This window comes from Flindersiella endophytica (assembly GCF_054779015.1).
Window position 1 is genome coordinate 266672 of the sequence record NZ_BAAGYY010000027.1, and the last position, 17529, is coordinate 284200.

A 17529-nucleotide genomic window follows, 5' to 3' on the forward strand; every position below is an offset into this window, starting at 1 on the left:
GTGCAGGTCCTGCTGCAGACCCTGATCGGCGGTATCACGTTCGGAGCGGTGTACGCGCTGGTGGCGATGGGCTTCTCGATCGTGTTCCGCACGATGGGCCTGGTCAACTTCGCCCACGGGAGCGTCGTGATGATCGGCGCGTACGCCGCCTCGACGTTCTACATGGCCACCAAACTGCCTTTCGCGGTCGCCATCGTGGTGGCAATAGTGGTGACCGGCTTGATCGGCCTGATCATCGAACGCTTCCTGCGCCCGCTGGAGAACAAGGACTTCACACTGATGCTGATCGGCACCATCGGCTTCGGTGCGGTCCTGGAGGCCCTGGCGATCCTGGTCTGGGGCGCGACGGGCCAGGCTGTCCCCAACCCGGTCGCCACCGAGCCGCTGAACCTCGGCGGGGTACGCGTCCCGACCTACAGCCTGCTGGTGATCTGCGTCGCCGCGCTGGCCACGGCGATGCTGGCGCTGTTCTTGCAGCGCACGAAGCTCGGTGCCGCCATGCAGGCGGTTGCCATGGACCACGAGGCGGCCACCGCCTGCGGCATCCATGTGGGCCGGAGCAACGCCATGGCCTTCGCCATCGGTGCCGGCCTGGCGGCGCTGGCGGGCAGTCTGATCGGGCCGATGTTGTACGTCAACCCGACCATGGGCGGCACGCTCGGCATCAAGGGTTTCGCCGCAGCCATGCTCGGTGGGTTCGGGAGCATGCCCGGGGCGATCGTTGGTGGCATGGCGTTCGGCCTGCTCGACTCCTTCGCCGCCGGCAACTTCCAGGAGTACTCCGAGCTGGTCACCTTCGTGGTGTTCGCCGTCGTGGTGATGTTCCGGCCGACGGGCATCTTCGGCGAGAAGACGGTGAACCGCGCATGAGGCACTGGAGGAAGGCGCCCTTCGCCGCGGTCGCGCTGGCGGCCTGGCTGCTGCCGTACACGCTCGGCGGGTATGTCATGCACGTGGTCGACGTCGCGATCATCTTCGCCATCCTCGCGATCGGCCTGGGTCTGACGATGGGTGTGGCCGGGCAGATCAACCTGGCGCAGGTCGCGTTCTTCGGCGTCGGCGCATACGCCGTCGCGATCCTCACCACCCAAGCGGGCTTCGGGTTCTGGACAGCCGCGGTGCTGGCGATGCTGACAGCGGTCGGCTTCGGCCTGCTGGTCGGGATCCCCGCGCTGCGCATGCAGTCCCACTATCTCGGCATCGTCACACTCGGGTTGGCGCTGGCGTTCACGAACTGGGTCACCAACGCCGACATCGCCGGTCGCGCCGAAGGGATCGGGGACATCCCGGTGCCACCGATGTTCGGCGTCGACCTGTCCAGCGCGTACTTGTTCTATTACGTCGAACTGGTCGTCTTCGTGCTCGCGTTGACGTTCGCGCTGTTCGTCACCCGCGCTCCGTTGGGCCGCCGGCTCCGCGCGATGCGCGACGACGACCTGGCCGCCAGTTCGCTCGGTGCGGAGATACCGCTGCTACGGATGACCGCTTTCGTCCTGTCCGGCCTGTACGGCGGGGCGGCCGGCGTGCTCTACGCCGGGCTCATCCGTTTCGTCGCGCCGGAGACGTTCAGCATCGGCAACATGTTCCTGCTGCTCGCGATGGTGATCATCGGTGGGCGCAGCAACGTCGTCGGCTGCATCGTAGGCGCGCTCGCGCTCGCGTTCGTCCGCGAAGCACTGCTGGACGTGTCCGCGTTCGCGCAACTCGGCTACGGCATCATCGTCGTGCTCGTCGTGGTCTTCTTTCCGAAGGGCCTCGCCGGGATCTCGCTGCGACGGCGAAGAACTGGTGAGCGCGCGCGGCTGGGACCGTTCCTCCCCTATGCCGAAGCGGCAGAGGTCGAGCCTTCCACGGTCCTGGAGATCGACGGCGTAACCAAGCGATTCAAGGGGCTGACCGCGCTGGAGGACGTCTCCTTGACCGTGCCCACAGGTCAGATCCGCGGCATTGTAGGGCCGAACGGCTCCGGCAAGACGACATTGTTCAACGTCGTCAGCGGTTTCTACACCCCGACCAGCGGACGGGTTCGGTTGCGCGGGCGCGACGTGACGTCGGCGGCGCCGTACCGGCTCGCCCAGCGCGGCGTCGCCCGTACCTTTCAGAATCTACGCCTGTTCGAGGACCTGACCGTCCGCGACAACATCCTGGTCGCGCTGAACCGCAACCCGGGCGCAGCGGCCGACGAGGTGCTCGGCCGGTTCGGGCTCGCTGATTTCGCCGACGCCATCCCGCGTGCACTGCCGTACGGCATCCAGCGCCGGGTGGAGATCGCCCGCGCCATGGCCATGTCACCCACCCTGCTCCTACTGGACGAGCCCGCCGCCGGGCTGAACGGCGAGGAGGTCCAGCAGCTGGCGCGAATCGTCCGCTCGATCCGTGATTCCGGGGTGACCGTCGTGGTGATCGAGCACAACATGGGCCTTGTCATGTCGCTGTGCGACCGCGTCACGGTGCTGTCGGGCGGCCGCGTGATCGCCGACGGCCTCCCGGAGGAGGTCGCCGTCGACCCTGCCGTCGTCGAGGCGTACCTCGGCGACTCCATGGCTGCCCCCACCGAGCAGGAAGCCGAACATGAGCACGCTGACCGTTGACGGCCTGTCCGTCCACTACGGCGGGATCCGCGCCACCCACGGCGTGAGCTTCACCGTGCGGCCCGGGCAGGCCCTGGGGATCATCGGAGCCAACGGCGCGGGCAAGAGCTCAACCCTCAAAGCCATCATGGGCTTGGCGCCGCGCAAAGCCACCGCCATCCAGTTCGGCTCGGTCGATCTCCTCCGTGCCGCACCACACACGCTGGTCCGGCACGGCATCGGCTACGTCCCCGAAGGCAGGCACGTCTTCCCCGGCCTGTCAGTGGAGAAGAACCTCCTGCTCGGCGCGTACGCCCGAAGCTGGAAGCAGACGCCCATCGACGAGATCTACGACCTGTTTCCGGTCCTCGGCGAGATGCGGAACCGTCTGGCCGGTGAGCTGTCCGGCGGCCAGCAGCAGATGCTGGCCGTCGGCAGGGCACTCATGTGCCGGCCCAACGTCATGTTGCTCGACGAACCGTCGATGGGCCTGTCGCCCATCCTCGTGGCGGGGATAGCCGACGTACTCAAACGACTCAACGCAGACGGTCTGGCCATCGTGCTCGTCGAGCAGAACGCCAAGCTCACGTTCGAGGTCACCACCACCTGCCTGGTCATGGAGAACGGTGAAATCGCTGCCACCGGTACGTCCGAGGAGCTTCGCCACGATCCCCAAGTGCGGCGTATCTACCTCGGCCTCTAGACGATCTATTCCAAGGGGTCGCCGGTCAAGCGCGCGGCGCATGGCGCCGCGCTGGCATGGCGGAGGAGGAGCCAGGAGGGGCCTCCGGCGATCGACGACAACGCAGCCGGCGTGGATGCCAGGCGTCGCGCGTCAGGCGACCCCTTGGAATAGATCGCCTAGCCGGCACTTACTCCTCATGGAGGGCTCATGCTGCTACGACCTCTTGTCGCGCTCGTCGCCCTGGCCGCCGGCATCGGAGCCCCGGCACCTCCGTCGCCGGAGTCTCCCGGCGCCTCGGCGCCGGCCGCCGCACCGACGGTCACTGGCTACACCTGGGTCGGCGTCAGCGCCCAGCGCAACGGAGTCAACTCCGCCACCGGACTGCGAGCCTGGAGCCCGAACCGGTACGGCAGCCTCGACCTCACCGCGGGCGGCAGCGTCACCGACGACTCACTCAGCTACGACGTCTTCAGCCAGGCCGCGATCGCCTTGCGGAGTGGGGCGATCGCCGGCTTTCGACCACGTGATCTGATCGCCACCGGCCAGTCCCAGTCGGCCAGCCGGCTGGCGACCTACGCCAACTCCGTGCATCCCCTCCACTCCGTCTACGACGCCATCACGGTCATCGACGGCGGCACCACGATCCGCTCCGACCTCACGACGAAGGTCTTCAAGACCGCGTCCGAGTACGACGTCCTCTCCAGCCAGGCCGGCCGCCGCCAGCCCGACACCGCGACCTTCCGGTACTGGGAGATCGCCGGAGCCTCGCACTCCGACCGGCAGGCCTTTCTTACCAACAACGCGGTCCGGCTGCGGGATGCCGGCGTACGCGGACCGCTGGCCGGGCCGACCGCGCCGTGCGTGTCACCCGCGCGCAGCAACCTGCCGTACCACTACGTGCTCGACGCGATGTTCGACCACATCGTGCGGTGGGTGCGGGACGGCCGTCAGCCACCCGCCGCGCCCGAGCTGGACGTCACCGACTTCAGCACCACCCCGGTGACGGTGAGCAGGGATCAGTACCAACTGGTTCGCGGAGGCATCCGCCTGGCCGCGATCGACGTGCCCGTCGAGCGCAACACCGGGTGGAACATCGGGCTCACTTCGGCGACGGACAGCAGCTGCCGGCAGAGCGGTACCTGGATCCCGTTCGACCAGACCACGCTGACCGAGCTCTATCCGTCCCACCGCGCGTACGTGTCGAAGGTGCGCGCCACCACCGAGCAGAACCTGCGCGACGGCTTCCTCACCCGGCGCGACGCCAATGCGACGATCGCCGCGGCCGAGCGTTCCCGCATCGGCGAGTAGACCAGCGTAAGGAGAATCCGATGCTCCGATCCGTTGTCCGGTTGGCCTGCGCATGCGTGCTGGCCCTGGCCACCACCCTGTCCTCGCCCGCGACCGCCCAAGGGCCACGGCCGACCACTCCCGTACCCTCGCTGTCCGGGCCACTCCCCGTCACCGGTGACTCGCATCCGTTCAACCTCTCCACCGTGGCGTTGACTCCGTACGGCTACGTCGAGGAGGAGTTCCTCGTCACCGGCCGGGCCAACGTCTACGACTACGACGCCGCGGGCAAGGTCGTGATCGTCAAAGCCGCGGTGCCGTACACCAACCGCATCATCGTGCGGCGCCCGGCCGATCCCCGGAAGTTCAGCGGGACGGTCGTTGCCGACATCATGAACATGACCAACGGCTGGGACCTCGACCGCATGTGGCTGACGTCGCACGACGAGTACCTGCGCCGTGGCGACGCCTACGTGGGCGTCACCAGCGCACCCAACGCGGTCGCGGCGCTGAAGACGTTCGACCCGGCGCGTTATGGCGCGCTGGCCTGGCCGGACCAGCGCGGCTGCGCCGGCAGCGCGCTCAACTCGTCCTCGGATACCGAAGGTGGGCTGGCGTGGGACATCCTCAGCCAGGTGGGTGCGGCGCTGAAGAGCCGCGGGCGGGACAACCCGCTGCGTGGCCTTCGAGCGGAGAAGGTCTACGCGACCGGATACTCGCAATCGGGTGCGTACCTGAACCGGTACATCAACGCGGTGCACCCGCGTGCGCACGTCTACGACGGTTTCCTCGTCGCTGCGGCAGCCGGCGGCGTCAAACCTCTGAACAAGTGCGGGGCGACGCCGTCTGACGGCGACCGCATCCGGCCCACTCGCGAGCCGGTCATCAAGATGCAGACGCAGACCGACTACTACATGGACCGGGGTGCTTCTCGCCGCGACGACTCCGACCGGCCAGGCGACAAGTACCGCCTGTACGAGGTGGCGGGCTCGGCGCACGCCTACTCCTACACGTCCGGCTTCGCCCCGTCGCCGGCGGACCTGGCAAGGATCGGCGTCACGTACAACTACTACAACTGCGACGGTGTGGGCACGACGTTCCCGATGCACTACCTGTACAACGCCGCCCACGTGAAGCTGGACCGCTGGGCTCGCACCGGCGCCTCCCCGCCGCAGGCCTCGCGGATCGAGGTCGACGCCGATGGTCGGACGGTGCTGGACGGGCACGGGAACGCCGTCGGCGGTGTCCGGACGCCGTGGGTCGACGTGCCGACCGCCACCTACTTTCCGTCGAGCATCGGCCAGGGCTGCAACCTGTTCGGTCACATGGCGCCGTTCGACCAGGCCGAGCTACTACGGCTGTATCCCAACCACGGCGTATACACGCGGGCGGTGATCGCCCAGGTCGACAGGCTCGTCAGGGAAGGCTGGCTGACCCGCGAGGACGGTGCCGCAACCATCAACGAGGCCGCCGCAGCACCCGTGCCCAAGTAGTCGCTAGGCGATCACGGCGACGCGGCCTCGAAGCTCGTCGGAGTAGGCGGGGAAGCGGTTCAGCACCTCCGGGTCGTGCCCGGCGACCACGAGGTGCGGCCCACTGGCCAGCTCGTTGATCCGGTCGAACGCGCCGTACATCCCCGTCATACTGTGCAGGATCGGGAACGGCCGGTCGGTCTCGATGTTCTCGAAGAAGTGGCTCGCGTCGGAGGCCAGCACCACGTGCCCTCCGCCCGTTCGGACGCGGGCCACCTGCATGCCTGCGGTGTGACCACCCACGAGATGGAGACTCAGGCCGGGCACCAACGTCACGTCACCGTCGACGAGATCCAGCCGGTCGCCCTGCAGCCGGGCGAGGTCGTCCTCGTCCAGCAGCCATTTCTCCCTGCCGACGCGACCGGCCCACGGGCCTGTCCAGTAGTCGAGCTCGGCCCGCTGCAGCACGTATCTCGCGGAGCCGAACTCCCGCGCGGTACCCGTGTGGTCGTAGTGCAGGTGGGTGAGCACGACGTGGCTCACATCGGAGGTGGCCACACCCAGGTCGGCCAGCAAGTCAGCAGGCGAGGCCAGGTAGGTCAGACCTTCGATCCGCGCGGCGCGAGCGCGGCTGATGCCGGTGTCGACGAGCACGGTGTGCTGGTCGGACACAGCCAGCCAGACGTAGTACGCGGTGGGATGCGGCTCCGCCGCCCGGTCGTCGTAACCAAGGAAGTGCTCGCCTCGCACTGCTTCGCGCCGGGCGTAGCAGAGGGCGTAGACCCGGAAATCGCTCACACGGAAACCAGGTCGCGGGAACCCAGCCGCTCGGTGGGGACGCGGAACGTCTCCTTCGCCGTCGCCACGGCGACGACGTTGACCAGGCAGAACACGGCCGTGATCGCCGAGACGCCCAGTCAGCTCTCCGGGCCGGTGCCGGCGACCCACGTGGCCAGGGTCGGCGCGAACCCGGCGATCGCGAAGCCGATCTGCGTGCCGATCGCCATGCCGGACAGGCGCACACGGGTGGGGAACATTTCGCCGTAGAAGGCCGGCCAGATCCCGTTCGTAGCGCTGTGGACGACACCGAACAGCACGATCCCGGCGACGAAAATCAGCACATAGTCGCCGACCGAGATCGACCACAGATAGGCGAACATCAGCACCGCGCAGCCCAGCGAGCCGCCGACGAACACCGGCTTACGTCCCACCCGGTCCGACAGCGACGCCCACAGCGGGATCGCCAGCAGCGCGACGGCGTTGGCCAGCACACCCACCCACAGGATCGCCGGGCGGTCCAGCTTCATGGTGTTCACCGCGTAGGACAGGGCATGGACGGTGAAGATCGTGCTCACCGACGCGATCACCGCGGCGGCGATCACCCGCAGCACGCTCTGCCAGTGCTCGCGGAGGAGGACGGCCAGGGGCGCCTTGGCCACGTTGTCCTCGGCGACCTCCTGCTCGAACGCGGGCGTCTCCTCGAGGTTGCGCCGGATCACCAGCCCCACTCCGGCGACCACGACGCTCAGCCAGAACGGCACGCGCCAACCCCAGCTGAGCAGCTGCTCCTCGGGCAACGCGGCGACAGGCAGGAACACAGCGGTCGCGATGATCTGCCCAGCCTGGGTCCCGTTCAGCGTGAAGCTGGTGTAGAACGCGCGGCGCTCCGGCGGCGCGTGCTCCAGCGTCATCGAGTTGGCGCCCGCTTGCTCGCCGGAGACGGAGAAGCCCTGCAGCAGGCGAAGCACCACCAGCAGCACAGGTGCCGCGACGCCGACCTGGTCGTAGGTGGGCAGGCAGCCGACAAGGAACGTCGACAGGCCCATCATCACCAGCGTGGCTACGAGGACCCTCTTCCGGCCGAGTCGGTCGCCGATGTGCCCCATGACGAATGCTCCGACGGGCCTGGCCAGATAGCCGACGCCGAACGTGGCCAGGGCCAGCAGCGTCCCTCTTCCCGGTGTCGACTGCGGGAAGAAGATCTTGCTGAAGACCAGCGCCGCGGCGGTGCCGTAGATGAAGAAGTCGTAGTACTCCAGGGCGCTGCCGATCCAGGCGGCCAGCGCGGCCTTGCGTGGCTTTCCTCGCATGGCGGGCTCCTCGGTGTGAGAGTAGCCCGAAATTAACTCACTGGTTCGTTCATTACAACGACACTGCCGGATCAGGCCACGCGATCAGGTGAGGCGCCGACGAGGCTTTCGAAATGCCGCAACATCCGGTCGACGTTCGGCGTGACGCCGGTAAACAGCTCGAGCGCGTCGGCGGCCTGGAAGACGGCCATCCCGCCGCCGTCCAGTACCTGGCAGCCGCGAGCGCGTGCTGTGAGGACGAGTTCGGTGCGCAGCGGGCGGTAGACGATGTCGGCGACCCAGAGTCCGGGCCGGAGCGACTCCGGAGGCACCGGCATGCCTGGGTGGTGCGCCATGCCGGTGGGAGTTGCGTGCACGAGCCCGTCGGCGTACCCGAGCCGTGTGGGGAGCTCATGCAGGCTACCGGCGCGTGCCCGGCCGGCGCCGAACCGTTCGCACAGGGACTCGGCGAGGGCGGCACTCCGCCCGGTGTCGACATCCAGTACATGCACAACACCGGCGTCGAGCGTCAGCAACGCGTGCGCCGCTGCCGCGCCGGCACCGCCGGCCCCGAGCAACACCACGTCATCGAGCTTCGCGCGTGGGAGCCCGCGGCTGACGCTCTTGGCGAATCCGGACCAGTCCGTGTTGTGGCCGATGGTGCGATCGCCGTCGATGACGATGGTGTTGACCGAACCGATGGCGGCGGCGTCAGGTGCCAGCTCGTCCACGTGACCGAGGACGAGCTGCTTGCACGGATGGGTGATGTTGAGTCCGTCGTAGCCAAGGAGCCGGGCACCCGCGACGATCTCGCCAACCGCTTCGGCGGGCCGGGCGAGCATGCCGAGGTCCAGCAGCCGATAGACGTAGCGCAGGCCCAGCGCGCTCCCTTCGCGCTCGTGCAGCGCTGGGGACAGGGACGGCCCGATCCCGGCGCCGACCAGGCCGATCAGGTAGCTCACGCCAGGCTCCCCTTCCCAATTATGAACGAACTAGCTAGTTACTAGCATCGTACGTGCCAAACCCGTCCACCCCCTAGAGTGGAAACCGAAACTCTGGCTTAAGAGGGAGTCCGTGCCGAACGTGTCATCCGCACCGCCGTCCAACCAAGCGCGTGCCGTCAAGTCGCGCGACGCCGACCGCACACGTGCCGAGATCCTCGACGTGGCGACCGCGGAGTTCGCCCAGCTCGGGTACACCGGCGCGCGCGTAGACGAGATCGCTGCGAAGACGAGCACCACCAAGCGGATGATCTACTACTACTTCGGCAGCAAGGAGCAGCTGTACGTCGCGGCACTCGAGCGCGCGTACAGCCTGATCCGGTCTCTGGAGCAGGAACTCGACGTCGAACACCTCGACCCCGCGGACGCGATCCGGCAGTTGGCCGAGCTGACGTTCGACCACCACGAGGCGCACCCCGACTTCATCCGCCTGGTGAGCATCGAGAACATCCACCACGCCGAGCACATCGCGCGTTCCGACGTACTCTCCCGCCTGGCCAACCCCGCCGTTGACGTACTCGGGCGAATCCTGGAACGCGGCCGCACCGCCGGCCAGTTCCGCGACGACGTTGACGCGCTCGACGTGCATATGCTGATCAGCTCGTTCTGCGTGTTCCGGATCGCGAACCGCTACACCTTCAACGCCATCTTCGCCCGCGACCTACTGAATCCGAAGCGGCGCAAGCACTACCGGCGCATGCTGGGCGACGTGCTGCTGGAATACCTCACCGCCAAGCCGGACCGCTGACCGCGGCCGTGGGCGTCAAGCCGAAGATGTGGCGTGTTCTCGGCGGGTGTTGCCGGGGGTGAGCTCGCTCTGCAGCACCAGCGTCGCCGCACCGATGGCGGCCGCGTCGGATCCGCTGACTGACGGCACGACTCGTACGGAGTGTGCCTGCCGCGCGAAGGTGCGGCGATCCAGCTCCTGCTGGATCAGCGCCTGGTACATCGAGCCGGCCACGGTGAAGCTCGGCCCCGCCAGAACGACCAGATCAAGGTCGAAGAGGGTGGTGAGGGTGACGGCGGCGACGCCGAGGTAACGAGCGGAGCGTCCGATCAGGTCGCGGGCGTCCGGGTCGCCGGCGTAGGCGGCCGCGGCGACCCGCGCGAACTCCGCGAGCAGGTTCGTTCCGGCCGGGTCGAGGCCCCACCGTTCGGCCATCGCAGGGATTGCCAGCGCCTGCCTGACCACCGCGGACGGACCGGCGTAGTTCTCCAGGCAGCCGAGGTTGCCACACGGGCACTCGTCGCCTTCTGCGTCGACGGAGATATGGCCGATCTCCACACTGTTGGAGGAGCTGCCGCGATACACCTCGCCGGCGACCACGACGCCGCCACCGATCCCGGTGGCCATGTAGATGCAGCCGAGCGTGCTGTCCGGGTCCACCGCACCCATCCAGTACTCGCCGATCGCCGCCGCCGCGGCGTCGTTGTCGAGCAGGACGGGAAGCTCCAACCGTTCGGCGAGCCGCTGCGCGACGGGAAAGTCGCACCACTCCTGCGTGGGCTGGGGTGTCAACAGGACACCGGCGTGCCGATCCTGCGGGCCGTAGCTGACCAGGCCGACACCCAGCACCTTCGCCCGGTCCACGGCCGCCGTGGCGAGCAACGCGTCGACCTGGGAAGCCACCAGCGCGAGCGCCTGCTCGGGCGGCATCAGCGCCGTGCCGTGAAAGGAGGACCTGGCCACCGGCCGGCCGGACAGGTCGGCGACCACGATGACGCAGGTGTTCCGCTCGAGTTGCACGCCGACGCTGTAGCGGCCCAGCGGGTTGAGCTGCAGCAGAGTGCGAGGCTTGCCGCCGGTGGACGCTCCGCGGCCCGCCTCGACGACCAGACCGTCGGCCACGAGCTCGCGGACCAGCTCGGAAATCGTCGGCGCGGTCAGACCAGACCTGGCCGCCAGCTCGACCCGGCTGATCGTGCGAGCGGCCCTGATCAGATCGAACACCCGTCCGCGCGTCTTCGGCCTGCTTGACCTGATCGCGCTGGCCGCCATCTGACCTCCCGGGACCGGGCGCTTTGTAAGCCAGCCTACTTTACGCGGGACGTCCGTTAGACCGATGTGCCGCGCGTTCCGATCGCTTCGAGCCACTGCCCATCGATGGTCGATTGACTTTGGTAGGTGGCCTAACTAAGTTGTTGGGAGCGCTCCCATCGACACTCTTGACGAAGGAGGAGATCGATGAAGTATCGGCAAGCCCTGCTGCGGGTCGGCGCCGCCTCGCTTCTCGCGATGACCACCGCCGCAGCGTTCACACTTCCCACCTCTGCCCAGGCCGCCGGATGCTCGGTGACGTACACGGTGCAAAGCGCGTGGTCGGACGGGTTCACCGCCAACGTGGCCATCACCAACCTGGGCTCGGCTGTCACCAGCTGGAGCCTGACGTTCGACTTCCCGGACTCCAGCCAGCGGGTCACCAACGGCTGGGCCGCCACCTGGTCGCAGTCCGGCCGGCAGGTGTCGGCGGCCAGCCTGGACTGGAACGGGTCGCTGGGCACCAACGCGTCCACCTCGATCGGTTTCGTCGGGGCACGCAGTGGCACCAACCCGGTGCCGACCTCGTTCGCGCTCAACGGCACGACCTGCACCGGCACGGTGCCTACGCCCGACCCGACCCCCACGCCGACGCCGAGCGGTCCGGCGCCGGAGCTACGCGTGGCAGGCAACCAGATCGTCACCTCCGACGGTCGCCCGTACCGGCTGCTGGGAGTGAACCGCTCCAGCGGCGAGTACGCCTGTGTGCAGGGCAAGGGCCAGTGGGACTCCGGCCCGGTCGACCAGGCCTCGGTTGATGCGATGAAGACCTGGAACATCCACGCCGTCCGGCTGCCACTCAACGAGGAATGCTGGCTCGGCCTCAACGGCTCACCCGGCGGTGCCAGCTACCAGCAAGGCGTCAAGGACTATGTCAACCTGCTGGTCGCCAACGGAATCAACGTCATCCTCGACCTGCACTGGAACCAGGGCGCCTACACCACCGGGCCGGACTGGCACTGCACCGACGTGCATGCCACCTGCCAGAAGCCGGTGCCGGACGCTCAGTACGCGCCACAGTTCTGGAGCAGTGTGGCAACGGCGTTCCGTGGCAACGACGCCGTGGTCTTCGACCTGTTCAACGAGCCGTACCCAGAGATCGGCAGCGACTGGAACAAGACGCTGGGTTGGCAGTGCCTGCGCGACGGTGGAACGTGTACCGGCATCACCTACGAGGTGGCCGGCATGCAGGACCTGGTTGATGCCGTCCGGGCCACCGGTGCCACCAACATCATCATGGTCAGCGGCCTGGAATGGACCAACGACCTACGAGAATGGCTCACCTACCGGCCTGCCGACCCGCTCGACAACATCGCCGCGTCCTGGCACGCCTACAGCTTCAACGCCTGCGCCAGCGTCTCCTGCTGGGACAGCCAGATCGCGCCGGTCGCCGCCCAGGTGCCGGTCGTACTGGGCGAGTTCGGCGCCGACAACTGCGGCTACGACTACATGAACACCCTCACCACCTGGGCCTCCGCGCACGGCCTGTCGTACCTGGCGTGGACCTGGAACCCGTGGGGCTGCACCGGAGGAGCGGTCCTCATCACCGACTGGAACGGCACCCCCGAACCAGGTATCGGCGAGGGATACAAAGCACATCTCCTCACCCAGGACCCGTACTCCTGACGGCACTCCCAGACGGACTCGGCCGGCCCGCGCGAAGTGGCGGGCCTGCCGGGGTGCTGGCACGTTCCGCAACAAGCATTCACACTACTTCGACCCGTCAACACCCGCCGGCATGCCGTGTAGAAACGCAGTCGACCGAACCGAGTCTCATCCTCCAGACTCATCTTGCGCGTCCAGATCCAGCTGCCCGCGCTGGGCCAGCAGATGCGCACAGATCGCGGTAGCACCCTTCGCCGTGGACGCGACCTGCACGATGGTGTCCGCACTCCATGGCCGGTTCGCCTCCCGATCGGCAAGCCCGCCCCACAGATTGACCACGGGGCGGCCGCCGACGTACACGCTGCACGCCGCGCCGATCTCGCCGGGGTCGTCGACGTTCGCGCGGAACGCGTCGGCGACCCTCCCCCACCCCTCCTCGACGTGTCCAGGCTCGGATGCACCGCTCATCGTGCCTGCTATGCCGTAATCCTTTCTGGAGGTCCTGTCACTTCTCGGCAGTGCCGGGTTTCGTCCTGAGCGACTCTTGATAGATGTCGGCGTAGGTACGCGAGTCCTTGATCAGGTCGTCGCAGAAGGCGGCGACGTCGGTGCCGATGAGTTCGAGGACGCCCTTGCCCGACGCGACGCCCTCTTCGAAGAAATCTACGATCCCTGAGAGCAGGTTGCCTTCGGTCAGGTCAACTGGTCCGACCTTGAGGAGGTATTTCTGCATTTCCTTGTAGACGATCTGATAGTCCGCAGGGAGTGCCTTGACCCGCGCCACGTGGGCACGCCACTGCTTCTTGCCTTCGATGATGTCCTGGATACCCACGTCAACCTCCCAGCCGGCCGAGTTTCCTTGCGACGTTCCTGTTCAACTGCTCGCGCCACCGGTCGCGATGGCTTCGGCCGCCTTCGCCGCCGGCCAGCGCCGCGCAGAAGCCCTTGACGTCGTCACCGAGGACTTCCTGAATGTCCTGCCCGTCCGCCGCGGCTTGTTCGAGCAGCCCCAGGGCGCTGTCGAGAATCGGCATCAGGTTGCGGCCGGTGAAATCACCGTAGGGGAACAGGTGAGCCTTGATCTCTTCCCAGGCCGCCCGATAGTCGGCCGGCAACGCCTCGGCCCGGGACTCGAACGCCTTCCATTCCCTGGTGAGATCGCTGCCTGTGATGGTCTCCCAGAAGCTCATTTCCCACCTTCCTTGAGCTTGTCGATGCGTGAGGACACGTACTCCCACTTCTTCCAGAACCGCACGAGCTCTTTGCGGCCAGCCCCGTTGAGCGCGTAGAACTTGCGCGGCGGACCCACCCCGGACGGTCGTTTCGTCACCTGGACGAGCCCGTTCTTCTCCAGCCGCAGCAGGATGGTGTAGACCGTCCCCTCCACGACGTCGGCGAAGCCGAGCTCGTTCAGGTGGCGCGTGATGGCGTACCCATAGGTCTCCTCGCCGCTGATGATCTCGAGCACGCAACCCTCCAGCGTGCCCTTCAGCATCTCCGTCAGGTCGTCCATCCGAGCCCTCCACAGTCGCAGTACTGCGTGCCACTTAGTACCGCTATACAGTACCACTTCCTAGCGATCCAGCGGTGGACTCGCCGTCAGGGTTCGAAGCGGTATCCCATGCCGGGCTCGGTGATCAGATGGCGAGGATGGGACGGGTCGGGCTCGAGCTTGCGTCGCAGGCCGGCGATGTAGACGCGCAGATAGTTGGTTTCGGCGCTGTAGTTCGGTCCCCAGACCTCCTGCAGGAGATCTTTCTGCGCCACCAGCCGGCCGGGCGCGCGTACGAGAACTTCGAGCAGGTGCCATTCGGTCGGTGTGAGCCGGACGTCCGTCCCTCCACGTCTGACCTTCTTGGCGGCGAGGTCGATGGTGAACGCGTCGGTCTCGACGATCGCGTTCTCGTCGTGGTTGGTTTGCTGGGCGCGTCGGGTTGCGGCGCGAAGGCGGGCGAGCAGTTCGTCCATACTGAACGGCTTCGTGACGTAGTCGTCGGCGCCGGCGTCCAACGCTTGCACCTTTTCCTGGGAGGTGTGCCGGGCCGACAGGACGATGATGGGGACCTGGGTCCAGCCGCGCAGGCCGCGGATGACCTCGATGCCGTCGATGTCGGGTAGTCCGAGGTCGAGGACGACGACGTCAGGTTGGTGCCGGGACGCGAGGTCGAGTGCGGTCTTGCCATCCGGCGCCACCGCGACGGCGTACCCGCGCGCCCGCAGCGTGATGGACAGCGCCCGGGCCAGAGCGGGCTCGTCCTCCACGACCAGAACCAGCGCCTCACTCGACACGGTTCACCTCGACACTGGTGGGTTGCGTGGCCGGCAAGGACAGGACGAGCGTGAGCCCACCGCCGGGCGTGTCCTCCGGCGTGAGCGTGCCGCCGAGGATCTCGGCGAAGCCGCGGGCGACGGCCAGCCCGAGGCCGACGCCGGTTCCGTTGGGTACGTCACCGAGGCGCTGGAACGGTTCGAAGATGCGGTCCTTCGACTCGTCGGGCACACCGGGCCCGCGGTCGACGACGCGTAGCTCCACGTGGTCGCCGAGTGCCGAGGCCGATACGACGACGGGCTGGCCGGGCGGGTTGTGGCGGATGGCGTTCTCCACGATGTTGCCGACGATCCGTTCCAGCAGGCCTGGGTCGACGTGCACGGCGGACAGGTCCTCGGGCAGGTTCACCTTGACGGCATCGGCCGGTACGTCCAGCAGCGCGATCGGCACGACCTCCTCCAGGCTGACGGCGCGGAGTTGTGGCTGGATGGTTTCGGCCTGGACGCGGCTCATGTCGAGCAGGTTGGCGACCAGCCGGCTCAGGCGGTCGGTGGAGTTCTCGATGTCGGCCAGCAGGTCGGCGCGGTCCTGGTCCGACAGTTCCAGATCGAGCTGCCGCAGGCTGCTGACCGCGGCCTTGACGGAGGCGATCGGAGTGCGCAGGTCGTGCGAGACCGCTGCCAGCAGGGCGGTTCTGATCCGGTTGGCCTCGGCGAGGCGGCGGCTGGCCTTGGCTTCTTCGGTGAGCCGACGGCGTTCGAGGACAACACCGGCGTGCGCGGCGAACGCTTCCAGCACGCGCCGGTCGGCCGCGGGCAGGACCCGGCCGCGCGCGGAGAGTACGAGGGTGTCGCTGACCTTGGCGTCGACGTCGCCCTGCTCGGGAGTGGCAGCGGGGTTCGCACCGACTTGCCCGCAGCTGCGCCAGCCACCGTCGGGAACCCTTTCCAGCAGGACGACGGAGTCCATGCCGAAGGCTTCGCGGACCCGGTCCAGCATGGCTTCCAGGCCTTGTTCGCCGCGCAGGATGCTGCCGGCGAGCGTGGACAGCGTGTCGGCTTCGGCCTGGGCGCGCGCGGCCTGCGACGTACGCCGGGCGGCCAGATCGACCACGAGAGCGACAGCCACCGCGACGATGGGGAAGACGACGACGGCGACGACGTCCTCAGGATCGGACATCCGCAACGTATACAGCGGTTGGGTGAAGAAGAAGTTCGCCAGCGCGGCACCGAACAGCGCGGCGAACAGCGCGGGCAGGATGCCTCCGAGGAGCGCCACGCCCACCGACAGCGTGAGGAACAGCAGCAGTTCGGTCTCGAGATCGTGAGCGTCCTTGGTCGCCACGAGGACCAGACTCAGCAGCGGCTGACCGAGGACGGCGAGGATCCAGCTGGCGACGTATCGGCGGCGGCTGATGCTGCGCCGGGGAATCGGCAACCTACCCTTGCCGACCTCCTCGTGGGTGACGATGTGCACGTCGATGTCGCCGGACAGCGGCGTGACGGTCGCGCTGACGCCGCGGCCGAAGAACTGCTGCCACGTACGCCTGCGGCTGCTGCCCAGCACCAACTGGGTGGCGTTGACCGCCTTTGCGAAGTCCAGCATGGCCGTGGCCACGTCGTCGCCGACGACCTGGTGGAAGCTGCCGCCCAGGTCCTCGACCAGCTTCCGTTGCCGGGCCAGCGCCTGTGGCGCGGCGCCCGTGAGCCCGTCGCTGCGGGCGACATGGACGGCCAGCAGCTCACCGCCGGCACCACGGGCAGCGATCCGGGCCGCGCGCCGGATCACGGTGTCGCTCTCCGGCCCGCCGGTGATCGCGACCACGACCCGTTCCCGGGCCGGCCAGGTCGCCTCGATGCCCTCGTCGGCCCGGTACTTGGCCAGCCCTTCGTCCACCCGGTCGGCCACCCACAGCAGGGCCAGCTCGCGGAGTGCGGTCAGGTTGCCGGTACGGAAGTAGTTGCCCAGCGCGGCGTCGATCTTCTCCGGCGGGTAGACGTTGCCGTGCGCCAGCCGCCGCCGCAGCCCCTGTGGCGACATGTCGACCAGCTCGATCTGGTCGGCCCGCCGGACCACCTCATCGGGGAGGGTCTCCTGCTGCTTGATCCCGGTGATGGACTCCACGACGTCGTTCAGCGACTCCAGATGCTGGATGTTGACAGTCGTGACGACCGTGATGCCCGCCTGAAGCAGCTCCTCGACGTCCTGCCAGCGCTTCTCGTTCCGCGAGCCAGGGATGTTGGTGTGCGCCAGCTCGTCGACCAGCACGACATCCGCCTTGCGGGCCAGGACGGCGTCGACGTCCATCTCGCTGAACGAGCCGCCCCTGTACTCCAGGAACCTGCGGGGTACCACCTCCAGCCCTTCCACCATGCGCGCGGTCAGTGGCCTGCCGTGGGTCTCCACGACGCCGATCACCACATCCTGGCCGCGCTCCAGCCGACGATGCCCCTCACCGAGCATGTCGTACGTCTTGCCGACCCCAGGTGCTGCGCCGAGATAGACGTGGAGCTTTCCGCGTGCCATAACCTCC

17 protein-coding genes are annotated in these 17529 nt (G+C 67.9%); 7 read left to right on the forward strand and 10 right to left on the reverse strand.

Annotated elements, in window-relative coordinates:
* The 5 genes from ACYVF6_RS33570 to ACYVF6_RS33590 all read left to right on the forward strand — a co-directional run bounded on the left by ACYVF6_RS33570 (window position 1) and on the right by ACYVF6_RS33590 (window position 6035).
* Window positions 1–870, forward strand: coding sequence for a branched-chain amino acid ABC transporter permease (locus ACYVF6_RS33570; protein WP_460527123.1), 870 nt, complete (start codon window positions 1–3; stop codon window positions 868–870).
* A complete protein-coding gene (locus ACYVF6_RS33575) occupies window positions 867–2591 on the forward strand; it encodes a branched-chain amino acid ABC transporter ATP-binding protein/permease (RefSeq protein ID WP_460527125.1) in 1725 nt (574 codons plus the stop codon). Before ACYVF6_RS33570 ends, ACYVF6_RS33575 begins: the two co-directional genes overlap by 4 nt.
* Window positions 2572–3273: an ABC transporter ATP-binding protein gene (locus tag ACYVF6_RS33580; RefSeq protein WP_460527127.1), complete on the forward strand. Its 702-nt coding sequence runs from the start codon at window positions 2572–2574 to the stop codon at window positions 3271–3273. The genes ACYVF6_RS33575 and ACYVF6_RS33580 overlap by 20 nt, the downstream gene beginning before the upstream one ends.
* Window positions 3274–3462: 189 nt before the next feature.
* Entirely contained in the window at window positions 3463–4563 is a 1101-nt protein-coding gene (locus ACYVF6_RS33585) for an alpha/beta hydrolase domain-containing protein (RefSeq protein ID WP_460527129.1), read from the forward strand.
* Window positions 4564–4583: 20 nt separating this feature from the next.
* The gene (locus ACYVF6_RS33590; protein WP_460527131.1) at window positions 4584–6035 is read left to right on the forward strand and encodes an alpha/beta hydrolase domain-containing protein; all 1452 of its coding nucleotides are present in this window, start codon (window positions 4584–4586) and stop codon (window positions 6033–6035) included.
* Between the two features lie 3 nt (window positions 6036–6038).
* On the opposite strand, the gene ACYVF6_RS33595 is transcribed toward ACYVF6_RS33590, so the two are convergent.
* The 3 genes from ACYVF6_RS33595 to ACYVF6_RS33605 all read right to left on the reverse strand — a co-directional run bounded on the left by ACYVF6_RS33595 (window position 6039) and on the right by ACYVF6_RS33605 (window position 9045).
* The gene (locus tag ACYVF6_RS33595; RefSeq protein WP_460527133.1) at window positions 6039–6812 is read right to left on the reverse strand and encodes an N-acyl homoserine lactonase family protein; all 774 of its coding nucleotides are present in this window, start codon (window positions 6810–6812) and stop codon (window positions 6039–6041) included.
* Window positions 6813–6931: 119 nt separating this feature from the next.
* Window positions 6932–8104, reverse strand: coding sequence for an MFS transporter (locus ACYVF6_RS33600; protein WP_460527135.1), 1173 nt, complete (start codon window positions 8102–8104; stop codon window positions 6932–6934).
* A gap of 71 nt (window positions 8105–8175) precedes the next feature.
* Entirely contained in the window at window positions 8176–9045 is an 870-nt protein-coding gene (locus ACYVF6_RS33605; RefSeq protein WP_460527137.1) for a shikimate dehydrogenase, read from the reverse strand.
* A 112-nt stretch (window positions 9046–9157) separates the two neighbouring features.
* Here ACYVF6_RS33605 and ACYVF6_RS33610 point away from each other — a divergent pair, with 112 nt between their 5' ends.
* A complete protein-coding gene (locus tag ACYVF6_RS33610; RefSeq protein ID WP_460527139.1) occupies window positions 9158–9832 on the forward strand; it encodes a TetR/AcrR family transcriptional regulator in 675 nt (224 codons plus the stop codon).
* Between the two features lie 15 nt (window positions 9833–9847).
* On the opposite strand, the gene ACYVF6_RS33615 is transcribed toward ACYVF6_RS33610, so the two are convergent.
* Window positions 9848–11035 carry an ROK family transcriptional regulator gene (locus ACYVF6_RS33615; protein WP_460527141.1) on the reverse strand — a complete coding sequence of 396 codons (1188 nt, stop codon included), beginning with the start codon at window positions 11033–11035 and terminating at the stop codon, window positions 9848–9850.
* Between the two features lie 234 nt (window positions 11036–11269).
* Between ACYVF6_RS33615 and ACYVF6_RS33620 the strand changes: the two genes are divergently transcribed.
* Window positions 11270–12748, forward strand: a complete 1479-nt coding sequence (locus ACYVF6_RS33620) for a cellulase family glycosylhydrolase (RefSeq protein WP_460527143.1) — start codon at window positions 11270–11272, stop codon at window positions 12746–12748.
* Between the two features lie 147 nt (window positions 12749–12895).
* On the opposite strand, the gene ACYVF6_RS33625 is transcribed toward ACYVF6_RS33620, so the two are convergent.
* The 6 genes from ACYVF6_RS33625 to ACYVF6_RS33650 form a co-directional block, all read right to left on the reverse strand.
* The gene (locus tag ACYVF6_RS33625) at window positions 12896–13195 is read right to left on the reverse strand and encodes a serine hydrolase domain-containing protein (protein WP_460527146.1); all 300 of its coding nucleotides are present in this window, start codon (window positions 13193–13195) and stop codon (window positions 12896–12898) included.
* 37 nt (window positions 13196–13232) lie between these two features.
* Window positions 13233–13559 carry a DUF1048 domain-containing protein gene (locus ACYVF6_RS33630; protein ID WP_460527148.1) on the reverse strand — a complete coding sequence of 109 codons (327 nt, stop codon included), beginning with the start codon at window positions 13557–13559 and terminating at the stop codon, window positions 13233–13235.
* A gap of 1 nt (window position 13560) precedes the next feature.
* The gene (locus ACYVF6_RS33635) at window positions 13561–13917 is read right to left on the reverse strand and encodes a DUF1048 domain-containing protein (RefSeq protein ID WP_460527150.1); all 357 of its coding nucleotides are present in this window, start codon (window positions 13915–13917) and stop codon (window positions 13561–13563) included.
* Window positions 13914–14240: a PadR family transcriptional regulator gene (locus ACYVF6_RS33640; RefSeq protein WP_460527152.1), complete on the reverse strand. Its 327-nt coding sequence runs from the start codon at window positions 14238–14240 to the stop codon at window positions 13914–13916. The genes ACYVF6_RS33635 and ACYVF6_RS33640 overlap by 4 nt, the downstream gene beginning before the upstream one ends.
* Window positions 14241–14326: 86 nt before the next feature.
* On the reverse strand, window positions 14327–15016 hold the full coding sequence (locus ACYVF6_RS33645; protein ID WP_460527154.1) for a response regulator transcription factor KdpE: 690 nt from the start codon (window positions 15014–15016) through the stop codon (window positions 14327–14329).
* Window positions 15006–17522, reverse strand: coding sequence for an ATP-binding protein (locus ACYVF6_RS33650; protein WP_460527156.1), 2517 nt, complete (start codon window positions 17520–17522; stop codon window positions 15006–15008). The genes ACYVF6_RS33645 and ACYVF6_RS33650 overlap by 11 nt, the downstream gene beginning before the upstream one ends.
* Window positions 17523–17529 lie beyond the last annotated feature (7 nt).